Consider the following 17,291-nt stretch of genomic DNA (forward strand, 5'->3'; position numbering starts at 1 on the left):
CGCAGGCGCGTGAGGGGAGGGGGCGCGGGCCGCCCTCTCCCCTTCCCGGCCCTGTCATGTCGGTGAGAGCGTCCCGGCCAGGGCCTTCTTGTCGATCTTTCCGACCGCGGTCAGCGGCATGGCCGCGATTCCTGCCACCTGGTCGGGTGCCTTGTACTCCGCCAGCCCGCGCCCTCTGAGGAAGGCGGCCAGTTCCCGCGTCCCCGGGATCGGCCCGGCGCAGACCAGGAACGCCACCGACCGCTCGCCCCACTTCTCGTCGGGAACCCCGACCAGTGCCGCCTCCGTGATCAGCGGGTGGGTGAGCAGGTGCTCCTCCACCTCGGTCGCCGCGATCTTCTCGCCGCCGCGGTTGATCTGGTCCTTGATCCGTCCGACGACGACCAGGTGGCCGGAGGGAAGCCGGCGTACGACGTCCCCGCTGCGGTAGAAGCCGTCGGGGGTGAAGGCGACGCGGTTGTGCTCCTGCGCACGGTAGTAGCCGCGCAGGGTGTAGGGGCCCCGGGTGAGCAGTTCGCCGGGGAGACCGTCGGCGACGGGCCGGCCGTCGGGGCCGACGATGAGGACCTCGTCGTCCGGGCAGATCGGGCGCCCCTGGGAGGTACAGATGAGATCCTCGGAGTCCTCCAGGCGGGTGAGGCTGATCAGTCCCTCGGCCATGCCGAAGACCTGCTGGACCGTCACGCCCAGCGCGGGGCCGAGCTTGCGGGCGACGTCGTCGGCAAGCCGCGCTCCCCCGACCTGGAGCACCCTGAGGCTGTCGAGGTCCGCTCCGCCGCGGGCACCTTCCTCCATCCAGTACGGGACCAGGGGCGGGCTGAGCGAGGTGATGGTCACGCGCTCGCGCTCGATCAGCGCGAAGGCGGTCTGCGGGCTCGGATCGGGCGACACGACGACGGTACCGCCGGCGGCCAGAGTGCCCAGCACGCCGGGGCAGGCCAGCGTGAAGTTGAAGGCGATCGGCAGGACGGCGAGATAGACGGAGTCCTCGTCGAGACCGCAGATCTCGGCGGCGGCGCGGGCGTTGTAGGCGTAGTCGTCGTGGGTGCGCGGGATGAGTTTGGGCAGGCCGGTGGTGCCGCCGGAGTGCAACAGCAACGCCAGGTCGCCGGCGACGGGATCCTCCGGGTCGGTCGCGACGGGTGGGGCGTCGTCCGCCAGGTCCGCGAAGCGGATGAAGTCCCGGTGCGCGCCCGGGTCGCCGACCACCACCACGTGGCGTAGCGTGCCGCTTTCCGCCTGGTCGGTGAGGATGTCGCGGAGCAGCCCGCGGTGGTCGAAGCGGGCGTGCCGGTCGGGGATGACGCAGGCCACCGCGCCCGAGATGCGAACCAGGTGGCCGATCTCGGCGCGGCGGTGTCCCGGCATGGCGTGCACGGGTACCGCGCCGAGGCGTTGAAGGGCGAACCAGAGCTGGACGAACTCCGCGCAGTTGGGCAGTTGGACCACGACACGGTCGCCTTTGCGCAGGCCCAGCCGCCGCAGTCCGTGCGCGAGCCGGTTCGCCTCGGCGTCCAGGTGGGCGTAGGTCCAGCGGCGCTCGCCGTCGACGAGCGCGGTTCGCTGCGGGCGCTGCGCGGCCCAGTCACGTAGGTGCGCGCCGAATGTCCGGCCACTCCAGTAGCCGGCGCGGCGGTAACGCTCCGCGTCGGCGTCCGGCCAGACCGGATGGGTCTGGGTCTGGGGCTGGGTCATGGCGATCCCCTTCGTCGTCTCCCGCTGGGAGTGGCATATGCCTCGTTCATCCGTTTAGGATGCACGAGTAGAAATGATAACCATTTTTACTGCATTGCTCCATCGGCACGTCCTTCCGCTGACGCAACGCCACAGGCAAGCACCACGAACATCCGAGCCCACACCGGAGGGAAACCCACCCTTGAGTGACGAACACTCCGTCCCAGAACAGACGCCGAACCCCGCAGAGCCGCCTTCGCATGCGCCCGCACCGGCCTTCGCGCCGGACGACGTACGCGAGGCGGTCGCTCAGGCGCTGGAGATACCGGCGGACGAGATCGACCAGGAGCGCGACCTGTTCGAGCTCGGTCTCGACTCCCTCGCCGTGATGAGACTCGCCGGCGAGTGGCGTCGCCGCGGTATCGCCGTCACCTTCCGGGACCTGGTCCAGGACCCGGTGCTCGGCTCCTGGAGCGCCCTGCTGACGGAGAGGGCACAGCAGGCCTCCATCGACATGCCCTCCCCCGCCCTCACCCCGGACACCGGTTACGACGAGGAGGCGCCGTTCGCGCTGGCGACGATGCAGCACGCCTACTGGATCGGCCGGCAGGACGGCCAGCCGCTGGGCGGCGTCGCCGCCCACTTCTACGTCGAACTCGACGGCGAGGGAGTGGACCCCGTACGGCTCGAGGGGGCGCTGCGCGCTCTGAGCGAGCGGCACGGCATGCTGCGGGCCCGCTTCGACGACGAGGGCCGCCAGCACTACGGCGCGCCCGGCACCGGCCTGGTCGTCCACGACCTGCGGGAGCTGCCCGCCGACGAGGTCACCGACACGCTGGAGACGTTGCGCGAGCGCCACACCCACGGCCGCCTCGACATCGCGGCGGGCGAGGTCTTCCGGGTCTCCCTGTGCCTGCTGCCCGGCGGGCGAACCAGGCTCCAGCTCGACCTGGACATGATGGCCGGCGACGCGCTGAGCCTGCGCGTCCTGCTCACCGACCTGCACCGGCTGTATGAGCGCCCCGATGTGTCATTGCCCGCCTTCGGCCTCGACTACGGCCGCTACCTGGCCGAACACGCTCGGCGTCGTGGCGCGGAACGCGAGCGGGCCGCCCGGTGGTGGCGCGACCGGCTCCCCGATCTTCCCCGGGCGCCCCGGCTGCCCACGACGGTGGATCCGCTGCGGCCGGTGTCGGCGGCCGACTCCGCGCTCACCCACTCCAGGCGTCTGCACCACTGGCTGGACCCGGACGCCAAGGCCGCCCTCCTGGCCCGGGCACGCCTGCACGGCATCACCCCCGCAGCTGCCCTGGCCACCGCGTTCGCCGAGGTCATCGCCGCCTGGAGCGACACCCACCGCTTCCTGCTCAACCTCCCGCTGTTCGACCGGGAGATGCTCACCCCCGACGTCGCCGGCCTCATCGGCGACTTCAGCGGCTCCGTCCTGCTCGACGCGGACATGAGCGCCGCCCTGCCCTTCACCGAACAAGCCCGGCTGCTGCAGGACGGTCTGCAGGCGGGGGTCGCCCACGGCGCGTACGGCGGCGTCGAGGTGCTGCGCGACCTCGCGCGCCTCGAAGGCGCCCCCGTCCTCGCGCCCATCGTCTACACCAGCGCCATCGGCCTGGGCGAGATCTTCACACCGGACGTCCAGGCGACCTTCGGCCGCCCGGTGTGGATCATCTCCCAGGGCCCCCAGGTCTTCCTGGACGCCCAGGTCACCGAACTCGACGGCGGACTCCTTCTCAACTGGGACGTCCGCGACGGCGTGCTCGCCCCCGGCGTGCCGGACGCGGCCTTCGACGCCTACCGCCGCCTGGTCACCGACCTCCTCACCACCTCAGAGGCCTGGCTGCTGCCCGTCGGACCGCTGCTGGCCGCCGACCGGCTCCCGGTCCGCGCCGTCGCCGCCCTGCCTGCGGCCCCGCAGCCCGGCCACGTTCTGCACACGCGCTTCTTCCGGCTCGCCGACGAGCGGCCCGGCCACCTCGCCGTCGTCAAAGAGGACGGATCCGCGCTGACGTACGCCGAACTCGCCCTGGTGGCGCGGAAGGTGGCGACCCTGCTGCGGCACCACGGTGTGCGGGAGGGCGACACCGTGGCCATCACCCTGCCCAAGGGCGCCGACCAGATCGCCGCCGTCCTCGGGGTTCTCGCCGCGGGAGCCGCCTACGCGCCCGTCGGGGTGGAGCAGCCCGCCATCCGGCGCAGCCGCATCCACGCCATGGCCGGCGCGGCCGTTGTGCTCACCGACGACGCTCACGCCCATCTATGCGCCGATCTGCCTGAAGTAGCCGTGCTGCGCCTGGCCGACGCCGAGGAACTCCCCCCCGGGCCCGTCGCCCACCCCGGACCGGACAGTGCCGCATACCTGCTCTTCACCTCCGGCTCGACCGGGCTGCCCAAGGGGGTGGAGGTGTCACACCGCGCCATCGTCAACACCGTCGACGCGATGGGGGATCAGTTCGGCGTCGGTCCCGGCGACCGCACGCTGGCGATCTCCGCCCTCGATTTCGACCTCGCCACCTACGACATCTTCGCCCCGCTGTCGGTCGGCGGGCAGGTGGTCGTCGTCGGCCAGGAGCACCGGCGTGACGCCCACCACTGGGCACACCTCGTCCGCGAGCACAAAGTCAGCATCGTCCAGTGCGTTCCCGCACTGCTGGACCTGCTCATGGCGGCGGGCGGGGACGCGGGACTCGGTGACACGCTGCGCCTGGTCCTGCTCGGCGGCGACTGGGTCGGGCTCGACCAGCCCGCCCGGCTGCGCGCCCTCGTCCCCGGCTGCCGCTTCGTGGCCCTCGGCGGCATGACGGAGGCCGCCGTGCACTCCACCGTCTTCGAGGTCGACGAGGTCGACCCCTCGTGGAAGTCCATCCCCTACGGCGTGCCGCTGCGCAACATGCGGGCCCGCGTCGTGGACGGGCGTGGACGCGACTGCCCCGACCAGGTGCCCGGTGAGCTGTGGATCGGCGGCCCAAGCGTCGCCACCGGCTACCGCGGCGATCCTGAGCGCACCGCGTCCCGGTTCGTCGACCATGACGGCGACCGCTGGTACCGCAGCGGTGACCTGGCCCGCTACCGGCCGGACGGTGTCCTGGAGTTCCTCGGCCGCGCCGACCACCAGGTGAAGATCGGCGGGCACCGCATCGAGCTCGGCGAGGTCGAAGCGGCACTGGAAGAACATCCGGACGTGCTGCACGCGGTGGCCACCGTGCTGGAGACCCCGGTCCGCCGCCTGGCGGCGGCCGTGTCGGTCATATCGCCCACGGGCGGCCGCCCCGACCCCGACCTCCTGCGGAGCCGGGCGGCCGAACAGCTACCCGCCTACATGCTTCCCGAGCATGTCCTGGTCATGGACACGATGCCGCTCACCTCCAACGGCAAGCTCGACCGGGCGGCCGTGCGGCGTGTCCTGACGGCCTCCGCACGCGAGCACCCCGTAGCGGCGCAGGCCCCGTCCGGCCCGGTGGAGACCGTGGTCGCGGGCGTGTGGGCCGAACTCCTCGGGGTGCGCGACGTGAGCCGCGGCGACGGCTTCTTCGCGCTCGGCGGGGACTCGCTCATCGCGACCCGCATGATCGGCCGGCTGCGCGCCGCCGGCGTCGGCGGGGCCCGCGTGGCCGCGCTCTTCGCCAACCCGATCCTTCGGGAATTCTCCGCGCTGCTGACACTGCGGCCCGACACCCCCGGCCCGAGCACCGCACCGAGCACCGCACCGACCACCGTCCTCTCCTCTGACCCCGGCCACGCCTACGAGCCTTTCGCCCTCACCGATGTCCAAGCCGCCTACCACACCGGACGCGACCCCGGTTTCACCCTCGGCGGCGTCGGAACCTGGCACTACAGCGAGTTCGACGGCGCCCAGGTCGACCTGGGACGGCTGGAGCGGGCCTGGCAGACCCTCATCCGACGGCACGGCATGCTGCGCGCCGTCGTACGAGAGGGCACGCAACAGGTGCTGGAGGCCGTCGCACCGTATCGGATCGACTGCCAGGAGAGCGACGCCGCCGGAACCGACGAGGCCCTCGCCGCCCTGCGCGAGCGGATGTCCCGCCAGGTCCGCGACCCCGGCCACTGGCCGCTCTTCGCCGTCGCGGCGGTGCGCTACCCCGGCCCCTCGGGATCCGTCCGGACCAGGCTCGCCATCGGCCTGGACTACCTCGTCCTGGACGCACTGTCGATCACCACCCTGTACGCCGAGCTCAACGCCCTGTACGCCGACCCCGACACCTCACTCCCGGCGATCGAGCTGTCGTTTCGCGACTACCTCACCCAGCTTCCGGCCGACCCCCGCTCCACCGAACGGGCCCGCGCCCACTGGCAGGCGCGGCTGGAGGAACTGCCCCCCGTCCCCGCCCTGCCCCTGGACCGCAATCCGGCACTGCTCGAGACGCCCAGGTTCGCCCGCAGGCAGCTGCGCCTGGACGCCGCCGCCTGGCGCACCGTCAAGGAGCGCGCCGCCCGGCACCGCCTGACACCCTCCACCGTGCTGCTCGCCGCCTACGGGGAGGTCCTGGCGACCTGGAGCGGAACCGACGCCCTCACCCTGACCCTGACCCTGTTCAACCGGCGTGAGGTGCACCCGCACGTCCACCGCGTCCTGGGAGACTTCACCTCCCTGTCCCTGGCCGCCTACCGCCGATCCGGCGACGGCTGGCTGTCGGCCGCCGCCGCGCTGCAGCGGCGGCAGGCCGAGGACCTCGACCACCAGGACGTGCCGATCGCCTGGCTACTGCGGGAGTTCGCCCGCCGTACCGGCATTCTCGACGCCGCCGCGCCGGTGGTGTTCACCAGCGCGCTCGGCGTCGGCGACGCCGGACTGTCCGACCCGGCCTCGGGCTTCCCGCCCAAGGTGTGGGGAATCTCCCAATCCCCCCAGGTCATCCTGGACAACCAGGTCACCGAGGAATCAGGCGAGCTGGTCGTCACCTGGGACGCGGTGGAGGAACTGTTCAGCGACGGCGTGCTCGACGCCATGTTCGACGCCCACACCCGGCTGATCCACCACCTGGCCGACGGCGACTGGACGGCACCGATCCCGGACCTGCTGCCCGCCGCGCAGCGGCAGCGGCGTACGGCGGTGGCGCTGGAGGAGGAGGGCGACCCCGTCACGCCCCGGCTCCTGCACGAGGCGTTCTTCGAACGCGCCGCCGCCGAACCGGACCGGACGGCACTGGTCACCTCCGAGGGCGGCACCACCAGCTACGGCGCGCTCGCCGACGGGGCGCTGCGCACCGCCGCCACCCTGCTGGAGCGCGGCGTGCGGCCAGGCGACCTCGTCGCAATCAGCCTGCCCAAGGGGCCCGAGCAGATCACGGCCGTACTGGGCGTCCTGGCCGCCGGCGCGGCCTACGTCCCGATCGGCCTGGACCAGCCTGCCGCCCGCCGCGACCGGATACGAACCGCCGCGGGAATCGGCCTGACCCTCGGCGAACGGCCCGCACCACCGCGAGCCAACACGCCGGACGACACCGGGGCACACCAGGTGATGTCCCTTCAGGAGGCGCTGAGCCATGAACCGCTGGAGCGAGCACATCGCGTGCCGGTCGAGGCACTCGCCTACGTGATCTTCACGTCCGGGTCGACGGGTGAACCCAAGGGAGTGAAGATCTCCCACACCGCGGCCTGGAACACCGTCGCCGACATCGGAACGCGCCACGACATCGGCCCCGGCGACCGCGTGTTCGCCCTGTCCGCGCTGGACTTCGACCTGTCGGTCTACGACATCTTCGGGCTGCTGTCGGCCGGCGGCTCACTGCTGCTGCCCACAGACGAGCTCCGACACGAACCCCGGCGGTGGCCCGCCCTCGTGCACCGCCACGACGTGACGGTGTGGAACACCGTGCCGGCGCTCCTGGACCTTCTCCTGGACGCGGCGGAGCACGCCGTAGCCGACAGCGAAACGCTGCGAGGGCTGCGCGTCGCACTGGTCTCCGGCGACTGGATCGGCCTGGACCTGCCGGGCCGGTTGCGGGCACTCACCGTGCGGCCCTGCCGGTTCGTCGCCATGGGCGGCGCGACCGAGGCGTCGGTGTGGTCCAACACCCTCACCGTCGAGAAGGTGGACCCCAGCTGGGCGTCCATCCCCTACGGGCGCCCGCTGACCGGGCAGCGCTACCGCGTCGTCGACGGCTTCGGCCGCGACTGCCCCGACTGGACGCCCGGCGAACTGTGGATCGGCGGCGCGGGGCTGGCCATGGGATACCTGGACGATCCGCGCCGCACCGCGGAGAAGTTCCCCACCCACGACGGGCAGCGCTGGTACCGCACCGGCGACCTGGGCCGCTACCGCTCGGACGGGCTCCTGGAGTTCCTCGGCCGGCTGGACACCCAGCTGAAGATCGCCGGGCATCGCATCGAGGCCGGCGAGGTCGAGGCGGCCATCGAAGCCCACCCGGACATCTCCCGGGCCGCCGTGGTGGCCGCGGGAGAGCGCACCGCCCGGCGGCTGGTCGCCTTCGCCGTTCCCCGCGAGCTCCCCGACGATCCCCTCATCGCCCACGACGCTGCCGGCCCGGACGCGACACGACTTGCCGACCGGCTCCATCGCTGGCTCGGCGAGCGCTTGGCCGCCTACGCCATCCCCTCCCGGGTGCTGCTGCTCGCCGCGCTGCCGCTGACCGCCAACGGCAAGATCGACCGCGCCGAACTGGCCCTGCTGGCCGCCCGGGACACCTCCTCGGCCAATGCCGAGCCGCCCCAGGGGGAGGTGGAGACCGCCCTCGCCGGGCTGTGGGACGCCCAGCTGCCCGGCTCGGCGCTGGACCGCAACGCCAACTTCTTCACCACCGGCGGGGACAGCCTGTCCGCGATCCGCCTGGTGTCAGCGATCGAACGCCGTTTCGGGACCGGCATCACGATCCGCACCCTCCTGGCCGCACCGACCATCGCCGCGCTCGGCGCGGAGATCACCGCAACGGTCGCCGGCGCGACCGACGTCGAAATCGGAGAACTGTGAACATCACCGAGCTGCTGGCCGGATACGCACGTGACGGCGTGGTCGTGTGGGCTCAGGACGGGCAACTGCGCTTCCGGGCACCCAAGGGCTTCCTCACCGACGAGCGGCGCGCCGAGCTGCGCGCCCACAAGGACGCGATCCTGCGACACCTGGCCGACGAGCAGAACAGCCGCCCCCTGCACCACGACGAGGCCGGCCGCCACGACCCCTTCCCCCTGACGGGCATCCAGGCCGCCTACCTGATCGGCCGGGCCGACGCCTACGCCTACGGCGGTGTCGCCTGCCACGCCTACGTCGAGCTGGACTACGCCGAACTCGACACCGACCGCGTCACCGCCGCCTGGCAGCACCTGATCGAACGGCACGACATGCTGCGCGCGGTCGTCCACACCGACGGATACCAGCAGGTGCTGCCGCAGACCCCCGAGCTGCGCGTCACCGACACCGCTACCGCCGACACGGCGCAGGCCGACGCCGCCCTGAACGACGCCCGCGCCAGGATGTCGCTGCGCCGAGGACCCACCGACCGCTGGCCGCTGTTCGACGTGCACATCACCCGGGTCCCCGGGCGTGCCGTGCTGCACCTGTCGTTCGACATGCTCACCGTCGACCACGCCAGCCTGCGCATCCTGCTGGCCGAGTTCCACCACCTGTACCGGGACGGCACCGGCGCACCGGCCCCGCTCGGCATCACCTTCCGGGACTACGTCCTGGCCCGGCGAGCCCTGACGGACACCCCCGCCTACTTGCGGGACCGGGAGTACTGGACGGCGCGGCTGGAGGAGCTGCCGCCCCCGCCGGAACTGCCGACCGCCGAGACCTGGGCCGCCACCGAACACCCAGACGACGGTGACGTCCGTTTCCGCCGCCTGGAGCGGCCGCTGCCGATGGCCGCCAGGCAGCGCCTGACCGAGCGCGCCGGACGACGCGGACTGACCGTCTCCACGGTGCTGCTCACGGCGTACGCCGAAATCGTCGGCCGCTGGTCGCGCACCGCGCGCTTCACCCTCAACGTGCCGACCGTGGACCGCCCGGCGCTGCACGAGGACATCGGCCGCCTCGTCGGTGACTTCACCTCGGTGGAGCTGCTCGCCGTGGACCTGACCGCGCCGGCCTCCTTCACCGAGCGGGTCCGGGAGACCGGCGCCCAACTGCTGGAAGACCTGCAACACCCGCTGTTCACCGGCTCGGAGGTGCTGGCCGAGTTGTCGCGCCGGGCCGGCGCCCCCGTGCTGATGCCGGTCGTCTTCACCAGCGCCCTGGGCGGCGCCGGAGCACCGGGCGGCATCCCGCCGGAGGTCTCCTACGCACTCACCCAAACTCCGCAGGTGTGGCTGGACTGCCAGGTCATGGAGCGGGGCGAGAGGCTGGTCATGTCCTGGGACATCCGCGAGGGCGCCCTGCCCGACGGCGTCGCCGAGGACATGTTCGGCGCCTACGTCACGCTGGTCGAACTGCTGGCGGCCGAAGGCGCCGACGCCGAGGACGCCTGGGAGCAGCCGGCCCGCGTCGAACTGCCCGCGGCGCAGGCTGCCCGCCGGATCGAGGTCAACGCGACGCAGGGCCCGTTGCCGGACTCACTGCTTCACGAGCCGGTCCTGGCCCGTGCCCTGGCCACCCCCAACGCGGTCGCGGTACAGTCCCCGGACCGCGCCTTGACCTACCGTCAGCTGCTCGGACGGGCAGCGCAGGTGGCCGACCTGCTGGTCGCAGCCGGGCTGCGCCCCGCCGAACCGGTGGCCATCTGGATGGACAAGGGCTGGGAGCAGGTCGTCGCCGTGCTGGGCACGCTGCTGGCCGGCGGCGCCTACCTGCCCGTCGACACCGCGCAGCCCCCGGCCCGCCGCGACACGATCCTCGCCGACGCCGCCGTCCGTACCGTGCTGACCCAGTCCTGGCTGGCGGAGATCGACGATCTACCGGACGGCGTGTCGGCCGTCGTGGTGGACCGGCTGCCCGAGGCCGTCGCGCCCAACGCCGCCCCGCCGCGCCGCGCCGCCCCCGACGATCTGGCCTACATCATCTACACCTCCGGCTCCACCGGCACGCCCAAGGGCGTGATGATCAGCCACCGGGCCGCCCTGAACACGGTCCAGGACATCAACCACCGCTACGCCCTCACCGGTGACGACCGCGTCCTCGGCATCGCCGCGCTGGGCTTCGACCTGTCGGTCTACGACATCTTCGGTCCGCTGTCGGCAGGCGGCACGCTGGTACTGCCCGAGGCCGGGCGCCGCGGCGACCCCTCTCACTGGGCCGACCTCATCTCCGCCCACGGCATCACGGTGTGGAACTCAGTGCCCGGCCAGTTGCAGATGCTCTGCGACTGGCTGCGCTCGGAGCCTCCCGGCCAAGACGGCACGCTGCGCCTGGCCCTGCTGTCTGGCGACTGGATCCCGATCACCCTGCCCGACGAGGCGCGGACGATCCTGCCCGGCCTGGAGGTCATCTCCCTGGGCGGCGCCACCGAGGGCTCCATCTGGTCGATCGCACACCCCGTCGGCGCGGTGGACACCAACCGGCCCAGCATCCCCTACGGCCGTCCGCTGACCAACCAGCGCCTCACCGTACTCGACCACGCCCTGCAGCCCCAGCCCGACTGGGTCACCGGTGAGCTGTACATCGGCGGAGCCGGAGTGGCCATGGGCTACTTCGGCGACCAGGCCCGCACCGCGGAACGTTTCATCACCGATCCGGCCACCGGTGAACGGATCTACCGCACCGGCGACCTGGGCCGCTACCTGCCCGAGGGGGACATCGAGTTCCTCGGCCGCGAGGACGCCCAGGTGAAGATCCGCGGCTACCGGGTGGAACTCGCCGAGATCGAGGCCGCCCTACAGGCACACCCCTCGGTAGGCGTGGGGGCGGTCCTGGTCGACGACTCCGCCTCAGGCGGGCGCCGCCTGGCCGCGTTCGTCGAAACAGCACACCACGGGTCCGACGAACCCGCCCCCCCGTCCGCCACCCGCGCACGCCAGGCCGCCGCGCACGCCGTACACGAGGCCTCCGCCAAGATCGACAGCAAACGGCTGACCGCCTTCCTCGACACGCTCGACGAGGTCGCGCTCTCGGTGATGAGCCGGGTGCTCACCGGCGCCGGCCTGTTCGCCGATACCGCCGGGCACACCGCCGAGGAGATCTACACCGCGCTGCGCTCCACCCCGCGTCACCGCCATGTCCTACGCCGCTGGCTGCGCGCACTCACCAGCCGGGGCCGGCTGTCGCACGACGACGCCGCCGCGACCTTCGGCGGGCTGCACCCGACCTCCGCAGCAGATCTGGAGCACACCTGGCAGCGCGCCACCGCACTGGAGCGAGAGGTCGGCTGGAGCACCGAACTGCTCGAGGTCATGCGCACCTGCGCCGACCGGCTGCCCGAACTCATCTCAGGCGACCTCGACATCCGCGCGCTGCTCTTCCCCGGGGCGGCCACGGAGGCCGCCGACGCCGCCTACCGTGACAACCTGGCCATCCGCCACCTCAACCAAGCCCTGGTGGCCGCCGTGCGAGAGATCGCCGCCGACCACGCGGGCGAGGAGCGGCTGCGCGTGCTGGAGGTCGGCGGCGGCGTCGGCGGCACGACCGGCGAACTGGTGCCGGTCCTCGCCGAATACGGCGTGGACTACGTGTTCACCGACCCGTCGGCGTTCTTCCTCAACGAGGCACGCGAGCGCTTCGCCGACCACCCCTGGGTGCGCCACGAACGCCTCGACGTGGACAACGACATCCGCGAACAGGGATTCATCCCCAACTCCTTCGACGTCGTGGTGTGCGCCAACACCCTGCACGCCGCCTGCGACACCGAGGCCACACTCGCCCGGCTTCGTGAGCTGCTGGTACCCGGCGGCCACCTGGTGTTTGTGGAAAACACCCGCGACGACCACTACCCGCTGCTGGTGTCCATGGAGTTCCTGGAGGTCGCCGGACGCACCTGGACCGACCACAGGGCACACAACGGGCAGTCCTTCCTCACCCGGCCACAATGGCTGGACCTGCTGGACCGGCACGAAGCGGTGGACGTCGTCTCGCTTCCCGAAGTGGGCGACCCGCTGGCCGCCACCGGCCAGGAACTCTTCCTCGCCCGCCTGAAGGCCGACCGCGCCCACGTCACGGCGGGCGAGCTGACACGCGGTGTGTCCACCCGGCTACCCGAGTACATGGTTCCGTCGCTGTGGCAGATCGTCGACGCCCTGCCCCGCACGGCCAACGGCAAGACCGACCGCAACCAATTGCGCTCCTGGCTGCCCCGCGAGGGCACGCAGGCGGCTCCGGCCGCCGACGAGCGGCCGATGGACGAACTGGAGAGCAAACTCGCCGAATTGTGGGCGCAACTGATGGCCGTGGAGCACGTCGGCCGCACCGACGACTTCTTCGCCCTGGGCGGAGACTCCCTGCTCGTCGCCCGCATGGTCGGCCGGCTACGAGAGCGGATACCGCAGGCCGCCGACCTGGAGTGGGAGGTCGTGCTGAGGCACATGCTGCGGCGCCCGACGGTGGCCGGCCTCGCCGCCTTCCTGCGCGGCCTCACCGGCGAGTCTCCGGCCGACCGGCCTGACGCGCCCGTCGATCCCGTCATCCACCTGCACGGCGCCCGTTCGGCGGACGAGCCCACCACCGTCCTCGTCCACGCAGGAACCGGGACGATCATGCCGTACCGGGCGCTGGTCACCGAGATCAGGCGGCGCTCCCCCGGAGTCGCCGACGTCGTGGGCCTGGAGGTCCCCGGCCTCGACCGCTATCTGGCCGCCCCGCCCGAAGGGCTCATCGAGCAACTCGCGGCCGACTACGCCCGCGCGCTGACCGCGGGCGGCGGCAGGCGCTTCCACATCGTGGGGTACTGCCTGGGCGGCCTGATCGCCACCGAGGTGGCCCGCAACCTGGCCGAGTCCGGCGCCCAGGTGGAGAGCCTGACGGTCATCAGCAGCCACAGCCCGAGGTTCCGCCTCGACGACGAACTGCTGTCGGAGTACTCCTTCGCCGTGATGATGGGCATCGACCCGGCCGACCTCGGCTTCCCCGACGACCAGTACCGAGTGGCGGCCGCCACCGACGCCGTGCTGGCCGGCAGCCCCGGCGTCCTGCCCGACGGCGGACTCGCCGCCCTCACCGGAAAGTACGCCGACATCGCCGCCTGCTTCCGGAACCTGGCCACGGTACCCCGCGCCACGCGCATCGCCCGGATGTGCGAGGCGGTACCCGCCTCGGCCGGCAGCTACGAACCGGACCACATGACCCGGCTGTTCTCCGCCTACCGCCAAAGCGTCTTCGCCATCACCCGCTACACCGCCGAACCCTACGCCGGCGACATCACCTTCCTGCGACACGACGGCGCCTACCCGTTCCCCGGCAGCAAGGCCGCCGTCACCGAGTACTGGCAGGAGCTCACCCTGGGCGACCTGGAGATCGTCGACATCGGCGGCGACCATTTCAGCTGCCTGTCGGCCGAGCACGCCCCCGCGGTGCTGAAGATCCTCACCGAGCTGACCAACGGCGCGGTGACCCGATGAACGGCACGCGCATCATCGGGGTGCTGGGCGCCTCCGGAGCGGTGGGCCGGGCCGCGGTCCGCGAACTGCGCGACCTCGGCCACGGCGCGCTGCGCCTGGGCGGGCGCCGGGTGGACGCGCTGCGGGCCGTGGCCGACCAGGAGCTCGCCGGCCGCGGCGACATCGTCCGGACCGACGTCGAAGATACCGCGAGCCTGGCCGCCTTCGCACAAGGATGCGACGTTGTCCTCAACTGCGTCGGCCCGACCTACCGGCTCAGGGCCACCGTGGCCTCGGCCGCGCTGGCCGCCGGAGCGCACTGCGTCGACGTGGCCGGCGACGACCCGGCCGCCGAAGACCTGCTCAACGACGGCGACCCGGCCCGCGAGGGCCGCAGTGTGATCCTGTCCGCGGGAGCGCTGCCCGGCCTGTCCGCCATCCTGCCGCGCTGGCTCGCCCGCCAGGACCTGGACGAGGTATCGGCGCTGACCGCTCACTGCGGCGGCCTGGAGTCCTGCTCCCCGACCGTGGCCGTCGACCTGATGCTCTCCCTCACCGCGGGCGGCGCGAACGGCGCCGCCTACGGGGAACCGCTGGCCGCCGTCCGCGGCGGGCGCCGCCTCTCCCGGGCGCTGCGGGCCGTCGAGGACGCCGAAATCCCCTGCTTTCCCGGCCGGGTGGCCGTGCAGCCCTTCCTCAGCGGCGAGAGCGAACGCTTGGCCACGCGTCTTGGGCTGGATCGGGTGGACTGGTTCAACGTCCACCCCGGCCCGCAGGTACGCGCCCTGCTGAACCTGTTGCCGGGCCGCCTCGCTGCGGGAGCCGACCTCGGCGAACTCGCCGCCCGGCTGATCTTGGCCGCCAACCTCGACCTGGCCGGGCGCACGCCCTACTACGTACTCGACTTCCAGCTGACCGGCACCTCGGCCGGCCGGCCCGCGTGGCGCCGGCTGACGGTACACACCGCCAGCAGTTACCGGCTCACCGCCGCCGTCGGGGCGCTGGCCGTGGACGCGATCCTGCGCGCGACCGTCCCGCCCGGCGTGCACTTCGCCTGCGATGTGCTCGACCCGGACACCGTCGCCGACTGGCTCCGCGGCGGCGGAGCCGTCGATCGGTTCGAGCTGTCCAGGTCCGCCGATGAGCCGTGCGCCGACGATCCGGCCGAGGAGGGCGTCCTGTGAACGGGCACCCCCCGCTGCGGATGGTCGTCTGCGGCACCAACTTCGGCCGCTTCTACGCCGAAGCCGTCCTGGCCCACCCCGGCTACACCTTGGCCGCGATCCTCAGCCGCGGCTCCGCCGCCTCCCGCGCCTACGCGCGACGCCTCGGCGTCCCTCACCACACCGAGGTCGACCAGCTACCGGACGACCTCGACACGGCGTGCGTCGTGGTCGGCTCATCGATATCGGGAGGAGAGGGAACCGCACTGGCCAAGGCCCTGATCGGCCGCGGCCTCCATGTCCTGCAGGAACACCCCGTTCATCTCGACGAGCTGACCGAGTGCCTGAAACTCGCCCGACGCCACCGCGTGCAGTACCGGCTCAACACGCACTACCCGCACGTCGAGCCGGTGCGCGCGTTCATCCAGGCCGCCCGCAGGCTCACCACCCGCCAAAAGCCGCTGTTCATCGACGCCGCCACCCCCGTCCACCTGATGCAACCGATGGTGGACATCCTCGGGCGAGCCCTCGGCTCGCTGCGCCCCTGGCGGTTCACCGACCCCTTGACCCTGCCCGCGGAGGTCGGCACACAGCCGTTCCGCCTCCTGCAGGGAGTCCTCGGCGGGGTAGCGCTGACCGTGCGAGTCCACCACCAGCTCGACCCCGCCGACCGCGACAACCACGCCCTGCACTGGCACCGGGTATCGCTCGGCACCGAGGGTGGGGTCCTCACCCTGGCCGACACCCACGGGCCGCTGCTGTGGAGCCCACGCCTGCACGTCAACCGGGACGCCGACCGCCGGTTCGTACTCGACGGGCCGGGCACCGACGACCTCGACCTCACGACGACCTCGGTCATCGGCGACACCGGGACGTTCCGCGAGGTGTTCACCGAGTTGTGGCCCCAGGCCGTCGGCCGCGCGCTCGACGGGCTGCGAGCGGCCGTGACCGACAGCGAAGACGTCCTGCGGGCGGCGCAGTACGACCTGACGATGTGCCGCATCTGGTCCGATCTGGCCGCACGACTCGGGCCACCGGAAATCATCAGGCCCCCCGCGCCACACCCCCTTCCAGCCGGCGAGCTGTTCCCCGCTCCGCCGGCCCCGGCTGAAGCGCGAAAACCGATCCCCTCCCCCGAACCCCCCACGGACACCGGATCCCGGCCTGCCCCCCCATCGGAGTCGTCCGCAGACACCGAGGCGGCGCCTCCGTACACGCCGTCGGCCGAGTTCTTCGATCTCATCGCCACCGAACACACCGCCGGCGCGAGCGCTCCCGCCGTCGCACGGGCACTGGCCGGCGCGGACCTCTCACACGGACCGGTGCTCGACATCGGAGCCGGTACCGGCCTGCTGACCGAGGCCGTCGCCCGGGCCCGGCCCGACGCGGAGATCCTCGCCTGCGAACCGGCCACCGGCATGCGGGCCGTCCTGACCAGCCGCGTCTTCAGCGACCCGTACCTGCGCCCCAGGGTGACGATCACCGCTGACGCCGCTCCGGAGCTGGAGCTGCCCGACCACGTCAGCGCCGTCCTGCTGTGCGGTGTACTCGGCCACCTGGACGCCGGGCAACGCCGACGGCTGTGGGAGCGCCTGCTGCGACGCCTGTCCCCGAAGGGCGTCGTCATCGTCGAACTCATGGGGATGGAAAAGCCTCTACTCCTTCCCGAGACCCGGATGGCCACCGCCCGAGCCGGCCACCACCGCTACGAATGGTGGTTCTCCGGCGCCCCCGACCAGGACGCCCCCGCCACGATGCGGCTGCACACCACCTGGCGGGTGTACCTCGACGACGAGGACATCCCGCTACGCCTGGTGCACGACTCCTACCGATGGATTCCCTTCGGGCTGCGGCAGGTGGCCGAGGAGGCTGGGCTGCACGCGCGGCTGCTGCCCACCCGGCCCGGTGCGCCGCCGCTGGCCGAGCTCACCCGCCAGCCGGTCGTTGCCTCCCCTGTTCCCACCCCAGGCCCCGCTCTCCCCTGACCCTCTCCTCTCTTCTTTCTCC

General features: G+C 72.3%; 5 protein-coding genes. 4 read left to right on the plus strand and 1 reads right to left on the minus strand.

Annotated features, from left to right (window positions below; translation table 11 throughout):
- Positions 1-54: 54 nt before the first annotated feature.
- Positions 55-1,695, minus strand: a complete 1,641-nt coding sequence (locus OIE13_RS12485; RefSeq protein ID WP_326639982.1) for a (2,3-dihydroxybenzoyl)adenylate synthase — start codon at positions 1,693-1,695, stop codon at positions 55-57.
- 181 nt (positions 1,696-1,876) lie between these two features.
- On the opposite strand from OIE13_RS12485, the gene OIE13_RS12490 reads away from it, so the two are divergent.
- Genes OIE13_RS12490 through OIE13_RS12505 form a run of 4 tightly spaced genes read left to right on the plus strand, consistent with a single transcriptional unit; the run spans position 1,877 to position 17,269 of the window.
- A complete protein-coding gene (locus OIE13_RS12490) occupies positions 1,877-8,635 on the plus strand; it encodes a non-ribosomal peptide synthetase (protein ID WP_326830030.1) in 6,759 nt (2,252 codons plus the stop codon).
- Complete coding sequence (locus OIE13_RS12495) at positions 8,632-14,142, plus strand: non-ribosomal peptide synthetase (RefSeq protein WP_326830031.1); 5,511 nt, start codon at positions 8,632-8,634, stop codon at positions 14,140-14,142. Before OIE13_RS12490 ends, OIE13_RS12495 begins: the two co-directional genes overlap by 4 nt.
- Positions 14,139-15,305 (plus strand): saccharopine dehydrogenase NADP-binding domain-containing protein, encoded by a 1,167-nt coding sequence (locus OIE13_RS12500; protein ID WP_326639977.1) that lies wholly within the window; start codon positions 14,139-14,141, stop codon positions 15,303-15,305. Before OIE13_RS12495 ends, OIE13_RS12500 begins: the two co-directional genes overlap by 4 nt.
- Positions 15,302-17,269, plus strand: a complete 1,968-nt coding sequence (locus OIE13_RS12505) for a Gfo/Idh/MocA family oxidoreductase (RefSeq protein ID WP_326830032.1) — start codon at positions 15,302-15,304, stop codon at positions 17,267-17,269. Before OIE13_RS12500 ends, OIE13_RS12505 begins: the two co-directional genes overlap by 4 nt.
- The last annotated feature ends 22 nt before the right edge of the window (positions 17,270-17,291 follow it).

Source organism: Streptosporangium sp. NBC_01810 (assembly GCF_035917355.1).
Taxonomy (GTDB): Bacteria; Actinomycetota; Actinomycetes; order Streptosporangiales; family Streptosporangiaceae; genus Streptosporangium.

Coding starts and splice junctions, on each gene's coding strand:
- OIE13_RS12485 (WP_326639982.1), bottom strand. CDS start 1,695: ATGACCCAGCCCCAGACCCAGACCCATCCGGTCTGGCCGGACGCCGAC.
- OIE13_RS12500 (WP_326639977.1), top strand. CDS start 14,139: ATGAACGGCACGCGCATCATCGGGGTGCTGGGCGCCTCCGGAGCGGTG.